Source organism: Microbulbifer sp. ALW1 (assembly GCF_009903625.1).
Lineage (GTDB): Bacteria > Pseudomonadota > Gammaproteobacteria > Pseudomonadales > Cellvibrionaceae > Microbulbifer.
The window spans coordinates 976,947-988,962 of sequence record NZ_CP047569.1 but is presented as its reverse complement, the minus strand read 5'-3'; the positions used below and the strand labels follow the sequence as shown (position 1 = coordinate 988,962).

The 12,016-nt window shown below is 60.0% G+C and carries 10 protein-coding genes; 9 read left to right on the top strand and 1 reads right to left on the bottom strand.

Annotated features, from left to right (window positions below; genetic code table 11):
• Window positions 1–152 precede the first annotated feature (152 nt).
• The 4 genes from GRX76_RS04060 to GRX76_RS04045 all read left to right on the top strand — a co-directional run bounded on the left by GRX76_RS04060 (window position 153) and on the right by GRX76_RS04045 (window position 7,001).
• On the top strand, window positions 153–2,141 hold the full coding sequence (locus tag GRX76_RS04060; RefSeq protein ID WP_201276901.1) for a M1 family metallopeptidase: 1,989 nt from the start codon (window positions 153–155) through the stop codon (window positions 2,139–2,141).
• Between the two features lie 332 nt (window positions 2,142–2,473).
• A complete protein-coding gene (locus tag GRX76_RS04055; RefSeq protein ID WP_160152135.1) occupies window positions 2,474–3,553 on the top strand; it encodes an efflux RND transporter periplasmic adaptor subunit in 1,080 nt (359 codons plus the stop codon).
• The gene (locus tag GRX76_RS04050) at window positions 3,550–6,669 is read left to right on the top strand and encodes an efflux RND transporter permease subunit (protein ID WP_160152134.1); all 3,120 of its coding nucleotides are present in this window, start codon (window positions 3,550–3,552) and stop codon (window positions 6,667–6,669) included. The genes GRX76_RS04055 and GRX76_RS04050 overlap by 4 nt, the downstream gene beginning before the upstream one ends.
• A 164-nt stretch (window positions 6,670–6,833) precedes the next feature.
• Window positions 6,834–7,001, top strand: coding sequence for a hypothetical protein (locus GRX76_RS04045; protein WP_160152133.1), 168 nt, complete (start codon window positions 6,834–6,836; stop codon window positions 6,999–7,001).
• Window positions 7,002–7,032: 31 nt separating this feature from the next.
• Here the strand turns inward: GRX76_RS04045 and serB are convergent, their stop codons facing one another.
• Window positions 7,033–8,049 carry a phosphoserine phosphatase SerB gene (gene serB / locus GRX76_RS04040; RefSeq protein ID WP_160152132.1) on the bottom strand — a complete coding sequence of 339 codons (1,017 nt, stop codon included), beginning with the start codon at window positions 8,047–8,049 and terminating at the stop codon, window positions 7,033–7,035.
• Between the two features lie 165 nt (window positions 8,050–8,214).
• Here serB and GRX76_RS04035 point away from each other — a divergent pair, with 165 nt between their 5' ends.
• The 5 genes from GRX76_RS04035 to GRX76_RS04015 all read left to right on the top strand — a co-directional run bounded on the left by GRX76_RS04035 (window position 8,215) and on the right by GRX76_RS04015 (window position 11,943).
• Complete coding sequence (locus tag GRX76_RS04035; protein ID WP_160152131.1) at window positions 8,215–9,309, top strand: hypothetical protein; 1,095 nt, start codon at window positions 8,215–8,217, stop codon at window positions 9,307–9,309.
• Window positions 9,310–9,583: 274 nt separating this feature from the next.
• Complete coding sequence (locus tag GRX76_RS04030; protein ID WP_160152130.1) at window positions 9,584–9,853, top strand: hypothetical protein; 270 nt, start codon at window positions 9,584–9,586, stop codon at window positions 9,851–9,853.
• A gap of 107 nt (window positions 9,854–9,960) precedes the next feature.
• Complete coding sequence (locus tag GRX76_RS04025; protein ID WP_160152129.1) at window positions 9,961–10,365, top strand: hypothetical protein; 405 nt, start codon at window positions 9,961–9,963, stop codon at window positions 10,363–10,365.
• Between the two features lie 130 nt (window positions 10,366–10,495).
• A complete protein-coding gene (locus tag GRX76_RS04020; RefSeq protein ID WP_236250542.1) occupies window positions 10,496–11,281 on the top strand; it encodes a 3-hydroxybutyrate dehydrogenase in 786 nt (261 codons plus the stop codon).
• Between the two features lie 41 nt (window positions 11,282–11,322).
• Window positions 11,323–11,943, top strand: a complete 621-nt coding sequence (locus GRX76_RS04015) for a response regulator transcription factor (RefSeq protein WP_201276900.1) — start codon at window positions 11,323–11,325, stop codon at window positions 11,941–11,943.
• Window positions 11,944–12,016 lie beyond the last annotated feature (73 nt).

Below are 12,016 nucleotides of genomic sequence, written 5' to 3'. Positions count from 1 at the left end.
CCTGAAACATTGACACTTCACTCTTTGTTGTCTAACCCTAAGTAAAATCGAATGCGCCCTTTCTGAGGCTACTGCTATTGGGTATTCTGTGCCGCGACGAATTTATCCAATTCCCCCTATCAAAAGCACAACAACAATCACGGAGCCATTACATGCTGCCCCAATTGTTTAACGCCAGCCTCGGCCGCCTGATCGGCACCGGACTGCTCGCCTGCAGCCTCATAACGCTGAGCGCCTGCAGTAAAGATGAAGCCCCGGCAGGCGACAAAGGCACTGCAGATATCCCGCAGAGCGCCACCGAATACACGCCGGAAAACCTCGAAAAAGACGCACCGCTGGCGGACAAGGCCCAGCCGGAATCCGGCGTCGACTACCACTCCTTCGCCAACACCAACGACTATGTCGTCAAACACCTCGACCTCGACCTCTCCGCGGATTTCGACAACAAGATTCTCAAAGGTGAGGCCGTACTCGATATCAAGCGGCTCACCACCAAAAACCCACCGCTGATTCTGGACACCCGCGAGATCGACGTGACCGCTGTGCGCGCCGGTATCGGCGATGGTCTGCAGGACGTGAAATTCAGCATGGGCAAAAAAGACCCGCACCTGGGTACCCCGCTGAAAATCAACCTGCCCAAGGGCGCCAACCGTGTCGCCATCCAGTACCAGACTTCTCCCGGCGCCTCCGGCGTGCAGTGGCTGGAGCCGCAGCAGACCGCGGGTAAAAAACACCCCTTCCTGTTCACCCAGGCCCAGGCCATCCACGCGCGCAGCTTTATCCCGCTGCAGGATTCACCCAAGGTGCGCATGACCTACAAGGCCACCATCCGCACTCCCAAGGAGTTGCGCGCGGTGATGAGTGCCAACAACGATCCGAATGCGGAAATGGACGGTGTATTCGAGTTCGAAATGCCCCAGGCCATTCCCTCCTACCTGATCGCCATCGGCATCGGCAACCTCGACTTCAAACCCATGGGTGAGCGCACCGGGGTCTACGCCGAGCCGGAACTGCTGGAAGCCTCGGCCAAGGAGTTTGAAGACACCGAATCCATGCTGGAAGCCACCGAAGAAAACTTCGGCCCCTACCGCTGGGATCGCTACGACCTGCTGATCCTGCCCCCGAGCTTCCCCTTCGGCGGCATGGAAAACCCGCGCCTCTCCTTTATCACCCCCACCGTAATCGCCGGTGATAAAAGCCTGGTGGCACTGATTGCCCACGAGCTGGCGCACTCCTGGTCCGGCAACCTGATCACCAACGCCAGCTGGCGCGACCTGTGGCTGAATGAAGGTTTCACCACCTACCTCACCAACCGCATCATGCAGTTCATTTACGGCGACCAGCGCTACCAGATGGAAATGGCACTGGGCTACGACGACCTCAAGGCCGACCTGGATGATCGCGAAGACAAAGACGAGATCATGGCTATCGACCTGCGCGGCCGCGATCCCGATGAAGTCTTCTCCAATATCCCTTACGAGAAAGGTTCGCTGTTCCTGTACGAGCTGGAACAGAAAGTGGGCCGCGAAAACTTCGACAAATTCCTGATGGAGTACTTCAACCACTTCGCCTTCCAGAGCATCACCACCGAAGACTTTGTGAAATATCTGGACCAAACCCTGCTGAAGCAGTACCCGGACAAACTCGACCGCGCGCGCATTCAGCAGTGGATTTTTGAGCCCGGTATCCCCGAAGGCGCACCGCACCCGCAGTCCGATGCCTTCACCAAACTGGATCCGGTTCGCGAGCAGTGGCTGAACGGCGAGATCAAGGCCGGCGATATCGACACCAGTGACTGGACCTTCCACCAGTGGAAGTACTTCCTCGACGGCATGCCGGAAAAACTCAGTGAGGAGCAACTGAAGGAACTGGATAGCACCTTCAAACTCACTGATTCCAAAAACAACGAGATCGCCTTCAGCTGGCTGATGATTGCCGTGCGCAACGATTACCAGCCCGCTAACGCGCGCCTGGAAGACTTCCTGGTAAGCATCGGTCGCAACAAGTTCCTGCGCCCGCTGTACCGCAACATGGTGGAAAACGGCAAGACCGACGAAGCCAAGCGCATCTTCGAGAAGGCCAAGCCGGGCTACCACCCACTGACCGTGAAGGTGAACAGCAAGATCATCTACGGCGACTGATCGCCTCGGGCCTTTGCTCGACGCCCTGGCGCTACCCCTGCCAATACCTGAGCTGAGGCCGGGCAATCGCAGCAGACCGGTTGATCGCGGTAGAAATGCCGCTCATCGAAATGCCTCCCACTGTCTACACGGTGGGAGGCTTTTTTTTGTAAGATCGACGACCGTTTCTCGAGGTTTTGGGACTGGCCTGAAAGTTGCTGCAGTTGCTGCCAAACTTTCGCGTCTATGCGCCAAATTACGCACCAAAATTAAGCATCAAAATTAAGCATCAAAATTACGCACCAAGACTTCGAACCACCATAAAGCTCCACCATCAGGTATTTCCCTACATCATGAAAATGATTTCAGTATTCGGACCTGCAGCCCGAATCCTTGGCGCAAGCTGTGCCCTGTTCCTCGCTTCCACCACTGCCACCTCGTTACATGCCCAGGCCCCGAACAGCGCGCCGGTACCGGTGCGCGCGGCACCCGTGGAGCTGGAGCCAATTTCCAATCCGGTGGAAGCGCTGGGCACCGCCAAGGCGTGGGAGTTTGTGTCCCTGCGCGCAGGGGTTACCGAGCACATCAGCCGCATCAACTTTGAAAGCGGGCAGCGGGTCAAGGCCGGCGACGTACTGGTGGAACTGAGCCACGGTGAGGAACTGGCAGAGTTGGCCGGCGCCCGCGCCACCCTGCAGCGCTTTGAACGGGATGAAAAGCGCCTGCGCGGACTGGTAAACAAAAACCTCAGTACCCGCGAGCAGCTGGAAGCGGTGGAAACCCAGGTGGCGGAGACCCGCGCACTGATCGACGGCCTGCAGGCGCGCATCGACGACCGTATTATCCGCGCGCCTTTTGATGGCCAGCTGGGGCTGCGCAATATCAGCGTCGGCAGCCTCGCCACGCCCACCACCGAAATTACCACCATCCAGGAAATCGATCGCCTGAAGCTGGATTTCACCGTGCCCGAACGGCAGCTGTCCGCCATCTCCGGCGGCATGAAAATCGAAGCCGTCAGCCAGGCCCACCCCAAGCGGGTGTTCAACGGCGAGGTGATGATTGTGGAAGCGCGGGTCGACCCGCAAACCCGCGCCTTTACGGTGCGCGCCCGCCTGGATAACCCCCGGGGTGAACTCAAGCCGGGCATGCTGCTGCGGGTGAGGATCATCAGTAATCCACGGCAAGCACTGACCATTCCCGAAGCCGCACTGGTACCGCTGGCCGGCGACCAGTCTGTGTTTGTGGTGAAGCAAACCGAGGGCGGGCACATAGTACAGCGCCGCGAAGTGGAGATAGGACACCGCTACCAGGGCAAGGTGGAAGTGCTCTCGGGACTCGCCCAGGGCGATCAGGTAGTGACCCGCGGCACGCTGCATATTCGCGACGGCCAGGAAGTGTCCGTGCAAGCGGATAACGGAGCGGCCAGCCAATGATCATCAGTGATACGGCGGTCAAACGCCCGGTATTTGCGCTGGTCCTTTCCCTGCTGCTGGTGGTGTTCGGCTTGATCAGCTTCGATCGCCTGGCCTTGCGGGAATACCCGGATATCGATCCGCCCATCGTCTCCATTACCACCAATTACCCGGGTGCTTCCGCGGATATCGTGGAGACCCGCATTACCCGCCAGATCGAGGACCGCATCGCCGGCATCGAGGGTATCAAGACCGTCACCTCCTCGAGCTCCGACGGGCGCTCGCGTATTTCCATCGAGTTCAATATCAACCGCGACGTCGACGGCGCTGCCAACGATATTCGCGACCGTGTCTCCGGGGTGCTGAACAACCTGCCGGTGGAAGCGGATCCCCCCGAGATCGAAAAGGTCGATAGCAGCGACGACGTGGTCATCTGGCTCAATCTCACCTCAGATCGCCTGAGCGTGCCGGAACTGACCGACTACGCCAACCGCTATCTGGTGGACCGCTTCTCGGTGCTGGACGGCGTGGCCCGGGTGCGCGTGGGCGGGGCCAAAGACTTTGCCATGCGCGTCTGGCTGGACCGCGGCGCCATGACCGCACACAACGTCACCAGCGCGGACATTGAACGGGCACTGCGCGCCGAGAACCGCGAGCTGCCGGCGGGATACCTGGAATCCAGCGATCTGCAGTTCACCCTGCGCCTGCAGCGCCAGTTCCAGAGCGCCGAGGACTTCGCACGGCTGGCGGTTGCCACCGGTGACAGTGGCCACGTGGTACGTCTCGGCGATGTGGCGCGGGTGGAACTGGGCTCGGCGGAAGATCGCTCCACCTTCCGCGGTAACGGCGAACCCATGGTGGGCATCGGCATCACCCGCCAGTCCACCGGCAATATCGTGGCGGTAGCGGAAGCGGCCAAGGCGGAAATGGACAAGGTCAACAAGACACTGCCGGACGGCATGCGCCTGAGCCAGAGCTACGATGCCTCGGTGTTTGTGTCCGAGGCGATCAAGGAGGTATATACCACCCTGGTGATCGCGGTGATCCTGGTTACCCTGGTGATCTACCTGTTCCTCGGCAACTGGCGCGCAACCCTGGTACCGGCGGTAACGGTACCGGTGTCCCTGGTGGCCACGTCCATCCTGCTCTATGCCTTCGGTTTCAGCATCAATCTGTTGACGCTGCTGGCACTGGTGCTGGCCATCGGCCTGGTAGTGGACGATGCCATCGTGGTGCTGGAAAACATTTTCCGGCGCATGGATGAATACGGCGAACCGCCGCTGCTGGCGGCTTACCGCGGCACCCGCGAAGTGGGCTTCGCAGTGGTGGCCACTACCCTGGTGCTGGTGGCGGTATTCGTGCCAATCACCTTTCTCGAAGGGGATATCGGCCGACTGTTTTCCGAATTCGCGCTGACCATGTCCGCGGCGGTGATCTTCTCCTCCATCACCGCGCTGACCCTGTCGCCGATGCTGGCGGCCAAGCTGATTCGTCCCAACGATGAACACAATGCGGCCACCCGCTTTATGGACACTGCGCTGACCCGCATTCAGCGCCGTTACCGGGGCGGACTCGATTTTATCCTGCGCCATCACTGGGTCGCCGGCGGTGTGTTTGTGGCGGTGATGGCCTTTGCCGCGCTGTCCTTCCGCCTGATCCCCACCGAATACGCACCGCGGGAAGATCGCGGCTCCTTCTTCCTACTGGTGAACGGTCCCGAAGGGGCCAGCTACCAGTACATGCAGGAATATATGGACACCATCGAGGAGCGGCTGATGCCGCTGGTGGAAAAGGGTTATGTGAACCGCCTGCTGGTGCGCTCGCCGCGCTCCTTCGGCACCTCCGCCACCTTCAACACCGGCATGGTGATCTTCACCCTGGCCCCCTGGGGCGAGCGCCCCTCCGGGTTCGAGCTGATGAATCAGGTACGTGCGGCGGTGAGCGACCTGAGCGGGGTGCGCGCCTTCCCGGTGATGCGCCAGGGCTTTGGTGGCGGTCTCGGCAAGCCGGTACAGTTTGTGCTCGGCGGCAGTAGCTACGAACAGCTCACCGAATGGCGGGACCAGCTGAACCGGGCCATCGACCAGTCCAACCCGGGGCTGCTCGGCGTCGACTGGGATTACAAGGAGACCCAACCGCAGCTGCGCATCAACGTGGATTACGAGCGCGCCGCAGACCTCGGGGTACAGGTGAGCGATGTGGGCACCACCCTGCAGACCATGTTCGGTTCGTTGCGCGCCACCACCTTTATCAACAACGGCGAGGAGTACGATGTGATTCTCGAGGGGGAGCGCGATATGCAGCGCACTCCAGACAGCCTCGAGAACCTCTATGTGCGCTCCACCACTACCGGCGCCCTGATTCCTTTGCAGAGCCTGGTGGAAGTCACCGAGTACGCGGGCTCACCGCAACTGCAGCGCTACAACCGGGTGCGCTCCATTACCCTCGACGCTAACCTGGCGGACGGACTGGTACTCGGCGAGGCACTGGAATATCTGAACCAACTGGTGGATAACAACCTCGAGGGCACTCCGGTCATCGACTACAAGGGACAGTCGAAAAGCCTGGAGGACTCCGGCAACACCATCCTGTTCGCGATACTGCTGGGCGCGCTGGTGGTGTTCCTGGTACTCGCCGCCCAGTTCGAAAGCTTCGTGCACCCACTGGTGATCATGTTCACCGTACCACTGGCGATGGCCGGCGCTTTGTTGGGTCTGCTGCTTACCAATCAGTCGCTGAACATCTACAGCCAGGTGGGACTGATCATGCTGGTGGGGCTGGCGGCGAAGAACGGCATTCTGATCGTGGAGTTTGCCAACCAGTTGCGCGATCGCGGTATGGCATTTGGCCAGGCCTTGCGCCAGGCGGCGGAAACCCGCCTGCGCCCGATCCTGATGACCGGCATCACCACCGCCGCGGGTTCACTGCCGTTGCTGCTGTCCTCGGGCGCGGGCTCGGAAACCCGTGCGGTGATCGGTACCGTGGTGCTGTTCGGAGTGTTGGCCGCCACGCTGTTTACCGTTTACATAGTACCGGTGGCCTACGATGTGCTCGCGCGCCGCACCGGCTCCCCGGGGCAGGTTGCACGGGAGGTGAGTGAACTGGAGGAGCAGCATCCGATGGAAAAGGTCGACTGATGGTAAAGATGAATTAATTGGCGGCTGATTTTGCGCCGGTCTAGGCATACCGGCGCCTTTCTCTTAATCTCTCCCGCCTCACCGCAACTTTTTAGCGCTGCCGCTCGTCTAACCAGCAGAAGCCAAGGAAACACTGGAAGACACAACGCACAGCAGGGAACCTCATGCGTAAATTCATCGTGACAGGACTGGTCATCATTCTGGCGGTGGCCGCCGCCGCCTGCGATCGTCAGGTCTGTTATCGCGAGGGACGCGACAATACACCGCCAATCCCCTTTGCCCAGATTGGCGGTGATTTTTCGCCGGCCCTGAGCTTGCTTATCAACTACTGATCCCCGCCCGCAAGCTCCCCAAACAATGGGCTCATTCCCCGAGTAATTGCGCTATCTGGCGATCGTTCAGACCGAACAGGTACAGCGCAGCATCCAGCCCGAAACCATCAATCGCCTGTGGCGCCTCGGCGCGCACCTTGGGCTTGGCGTGGAAGGCAATCCCCAGGGCACCCAGAGACAGCATGGGCAGGTCGTTGGCGCCGTCACCCACGGCAATGACCTGATCCAGCGGCAGCGCCAGTTCAGCCGCGATCTCCTGCAACAGCAGCGCCTTGCGCGCGCCATCCACAATCGGGTCGATGACACCGCCGGTCAGGGCGCCACCGTTAAATTCCAGCTGGTTGGCGTGCACGAAATCCACCGCCAGGTGATTGTCCTGCAGGTAATGGGCGAAGTAGGTGAAACCGCCGGAGAGAATCGCGGTTTTGCAGCCCAGCGCGCGCAGAGCCAGCAGCAGGCGCTGGGCGCCGGGCATCAGCGGAATCCGTGGGGCGATTTCTGCGAGGCTCGCCTCGGTAAAACCTTTGAGCAGGCTCATGCGCTTGCGGAAGCTCTGCTGGAAGTCCAGCTCACCGCGCATGGCAGACAGGGTGATTTCCGCAACCTGGTCGCCAACGCCGGCGATTTTCGCCAGTTCGTCAATGACTTCCGCCTGAATCAGGGTGGAGTCCATATCGAAACAGGCGAGCTTCGGCGCGCGCTGGGTATCGCCCGCCTGCAATACCAGCTCCAGCCCCAGTTCCTGCCCGAGCTCAAGCAGCGCCAGACGAGCCGCAGCAAACGCGATATCCCCTTCCAGCTGCAGGCGCAGCACCCGGCAGTCCGCACGGCCAGCCAGGATATCCACAGTCACCGGCTGCCACTGGCACTCGCGCAGAAATACCGCGAGCTTTTCCAGTTGCGCGGCTTCGACTTCCGGTGCCAGTACCGTCAGGCACCAGGGCGCGGTCACCGCAGACGGGGTATCGCCGGCAACAGACAGAGAAAAACTCTGCTGGCACAGGCTGGCCAGGGCGGAAAATTCGGGGGAGAGAGCATTTGCGTCCATGGCTGACCCTTGATAGCTGACACTTGCAGGATTTTCGATAAACAGGCCAACGGGCGAAAAAATCACCGGGGCCCGAATTTGGACGCGCATTATAGCCCGGCGCCTTTTTTCCCTGAAGAACTGGGATAAAATCACAGGCTGTTCTGCCCTCACGCCAATAACAAGATGAATAAGCTCTTCACCAGTCTGTCCGACCAGCTCAGCAACCTGCCCCAGTGGCTACACGGCCTGAGTCAGGCCCGGCAGCGCCAGCTGCTCGCCGCCGCCATCTGGATTACCCTTGCCGGCTTCTGCCTGGCGACCCTGGGCCATGCCTATGGCCAGCAAAAGTCCATCGTCCAGGCCCGCGAGCGCGCTAGCGCGACGGCAGCTGCGAAGTTGCTGGCCAGCCAGAGCCTGGAGCAGATTGTGGCGGGCGATCGCATCAGCCTGCAGATGCTGGCACAGCAGGCACTGGCCCTACCGTCGGTGCACGGGGTGACCATTCAGGATGTGGACTCCAGCCCCCTGGCACAGGCGGGCGAGCGGGATCGCGGGGAGATGATCACCGAGCCGGTGGTATTACACGACAGCCTCGCAGGCAGTGTGGCGCTGAACATCCAGCCAGCGGCATCGGTTGCATACCCCTGGGCCAGCCTGCTGCTGTGCCTGATTTTCGCGCTGCCGTTTAGCGCCGCCTGCGCCCTGGCGGTTTCCCAGCTGAACAGTGGAACACCACAGAAACGCAAACCCCTGATGGTTCCCAAAGCCGTGCCCAAGCCGCCGCCGGAAGTGAGCGCAGGCCTCTATCTACGCCCGCTGAACTGGGCACAGCTGGGCAATCAGCTGTCACGTAGTGCGCTTGAGAATTTACAGGGAGAACTGGAGCAGCGGCTGCAACTGCTGACGCGTATCTACGACGCCCGTCCTCTGCCCAGCGCAGGGCCCGCCGTGGGACTGGGCTTTGCCGGCGACGACGCCGCCTTCCGCGCCGTCTGTGCCGGCCTGCTGCTACGAGGACTGCAACAGTCCAGCCGCGCCACCGGCCTGCAGCTGGCACTGGCGGTGCTGCCGACCAAGCCCGAACATTTTGACTTCAGTGGCGAGCAGCTATTGAGCCAAGCGCGCGGTCTCACCCTGCACCCGCAACTGGAAAACGATGACTCGCTGCAAGATAGAATCCAATGCCACCCCACCAGCTGGGGCTCCGAGGTCACGGGCCTGAACCCGAAATTGCAGCAGCTGCTGGACAATCAACTGCAACAGCTGGTCTCCGCCTGACAGGGGCCGCCGCCACCTTTTTGCTGCGGGTAATCGTCCCGCCCGCAGCCGCTCCGCCCTTCTGGTCAGCCCCGCCCCGCTTATATTCCTCCGCCCTATCCAATGCCCCCGTAATTACTTATTGGTTGTTGATATTCACCGTAAATCGTCGTGATCGCACTTTCGTGACACTTAAATAACTTGCACTTGGGTTTCGGTTTGATGCGGAAGTGCTTCCGCAAAACAGCAAGCTGAAAGTGAACAGGTTTACCCGCCCTGGGGCGCGGAGGTTTTCATGAAGCGAACACTTGGAAAAGCAGCCGGTGTATTGGGGACAGCAGCCCTGCTGACACTCACCGGATGTTCCAGCATGGAAGATATGACCGGCACCACAACCGCCGTAAACCTCACCAAGGACAGGCCGGGTTACTACTCGGTCCAAGGGCGTTACTACCACTGCCACGAGAGTGGCCGCTGCCACAACGTGCGGCACCCCAATTACTACCAGCGCGGCGGTGACTACCGAACCGTAAGACCCCCGCAACGGATCCACCAACCCCGCTAACTCAGTTAACCCCGTTTCAAGCCAATGTAGATTCAACGAAAAACCCGGTGCAGCAAGTTGCATGCAGGCAGCGATGCACCCCCAACTCTGCCTCGCGGAGGTCTCGCATGAAGAGTATCGTGAAAAAAGGCCTGTTGGCCGTAACCGTATTCGGCACCCTCACCCTGGGCGCCTGTGTATCCGATGGCTATTACAGCTCCGGTAACGTGGGCTACTCGTCCTACCCCTACTCCACGCCCTACGTTTACCCCTCTGGCAATGTGTCCTTCTACTATTCATCACCGCGCTACTATCGCGGCTATCCCCGCTACTATCGCGGTGGTTATTACCGCTACCACGGCCGTCACTACTATAACCGTCCCGGTTATCGCGGCCATGGTCGCCACTACTACAACCGTCCGGGTCACCATTACAACCGTCCGGGTCACCACTACAACCGCCCAAGTCACCGTCCCGGTCGCCCCAGTCATGGCGCACACCATCGCCATGGAGGCGGTCGTCATCGCCGTTAACCACAACAGCTCGACCCGGGTATGAGGCCTAAAGTCATAGTTGGCGTCATACCTTGGTCATACAGACCCGCCGCTCCCGCCGCTGCTAGGATTCCCCTAAAGAATAACTAGCCAGCCGCGGGAGTTTGCTGTGCAACAGGATCAATCACACGCCGTACTGATTACCGGATCCACCAGCGGGATTGGCCTCGCCATCGCCCATTGTTTTGGCCGCGCCGGTCACCATGTGATGCTGCACGGGTTGGCCGATGCGAAAGCGGCCCAGACCCTGCTAGCAGAGTTTGCCAGCTACAGTGGCAAGGTCGGTTTCAGTGACGCGGACATTGCCAGCGAATCTGGCTGCGCGCAGCTGGTGGCCGAAACCCGGGAGGCCATCGGCAACCCTTCGGTACTGGTGAACAACGCCGGCATACAGTACACCGCTCCCGCCCATGAATTCCCCGCTGACAAATGGCAACAGATTCTAGCCATCAACCTGAACGCGGGCTTTTACCTGAGCCGCGACTTGCTGCCGGCCATGCGCACTGCCAACTGGGGGCGCATCATCAATATCGCCTCGGTACACGGCCTGGTGGCCTCGGAGCACAAAGCAGCTTACTGTGCGGCAAAGCACGGCCTGGTGGGCCTGACCAAGGTACTCGCCCTGGAAAATGCCGAACACAACATTACCGCCAACGCCATTTGTCCGGGCTGGGTGGATACACCTTTGATCCAACCACAAATTGAAACCATTGCCCGCGAGCAGCAACTTGATCTGGATGCCGCGCGCAAGGAACTGGTCGGCGCCAAACAACCCATGGCAAGGGCCACTAGCCCGGAAGCCATCGGTGAACTGGCGCTGTATCTGTGTGGAAGCTTCGCCGGCACCATTACCGGTGCGGCCCTGCCGGTGGACGGTGGATGGAGCGCACAGTAGTATCCCTAGCACCCGGTTCTTTTATTCTTCAGGGTGCTGCCGTGAATTACCAATTACTGATCGCCGATGACCATCCGCTGTATCGGGATGCACTGACGACAACCCTTTCCAATCATTTTTCCAATTCTGATTTGTTGCAGAGTGAGGATCTGGATTCCACTCTGCAGCACCTTGCCGCTGCCGAAATCGATTTGTTGCTGCTGGACTTGAATATGCCCGGCAGTGAGGGCTTCAGCGGCCTGGCCCGCATCCGCAATGATTTTCCGGCGGTGCCGGTAGTGGTGGTATCCGGCAGCGACAAACACTCGGTCATTCAACAAGCCGCCGGCCTCGGCGCCAGTGGTTTTCTGTCGAAGACGGCGCGGCCGGACGAAATTCTGCAATGTATTGAATGCGTACTGGCGGGGGATCAGTGGTTTAGCGAAGAGGCTTTGCAGGCAGAGAGCGAAAGCGCCCTTGCAGAGAAACTGAATCAGCTGACACCACAGCAGCTGAAAATTTTCCAGATGATTGCCCAGGGTATGTTGAACAAGCAGATTGCCTTTGACCTGGATATCACTGAACCCACCGTGAAAAGTCATGTGACCGCAATTTTACGCAAACTGGAACTGCGGGATCGCAAGCAGCTGATTCGTGAAGCTCAGGCGTTGATTCAGATATAAGTTGCGCGCTTCGTAGCTTTTTGTACGAAGATCTTTTCTACCGATTGTGGCGGCGACTCACTGGGTACGGGTT

Excerpts from the sequence above, each read along its gene's own strand:
- GRX76_RS04045 (WP_160152133.1), top strand. The coding sequence starts at position 6,834 with ATGCGTAAATTCATCGTGACAGGACTGGTCATCATTCTGGCGGTGGCC.
- GRX76_RS04030 (WP_160152130.1), top strand. The coding sequence starts at position 9,584 with ATGAAGCGAACACTTGGAAAAGCAGCCGGTGTATTGGGGACAGCAGCC.
- GRX76_RS04025 (WP_160152129.1), top strand. The coding sequence starts at position 9,961 with ATGAAGAGTATCGTGAAAAAAGGCCTGTTGGCCGTAACCGTATTCGGC.
- GRX76_RS04050 (WP_160152134.1), top strand. The coding sequence starts at position 3,550 with ATGATCATCAGTGATACGGCGGTCAAACGCCCGGTATTTGCGCTGGTC.
- serB (WP_160152132.1), bottom strand. The coding sequence starts at position 8,049 with ATGGACGCAAATGCTCTCTCCCCCGAATTTTCCGCCCTGGCCAGCCTG.
- GRX76_RS04060 (WP_201276901.1), top strand. The coding sequence starts at position 153 with ATGCTGCCCCAATTGTTTAACGCCAGCCTCGGCCGCCTGATCGGCACC.
- GRX76_RS04055 (WP_160152135.1), top strand. The coding sequence starts at position 2,474 with ATGAAAATGATTTCAGTATTCGGACCTGCAGCCCGAATCCTTGGCGCA.
- GRX76_RS04035 (WP_160152131.1), top strand. The coding sequence starts at position 8,215 with ATGAATAAGCTCTTCACCAGTCTGTCCGACCAGCTCAGCAACCTGCCC.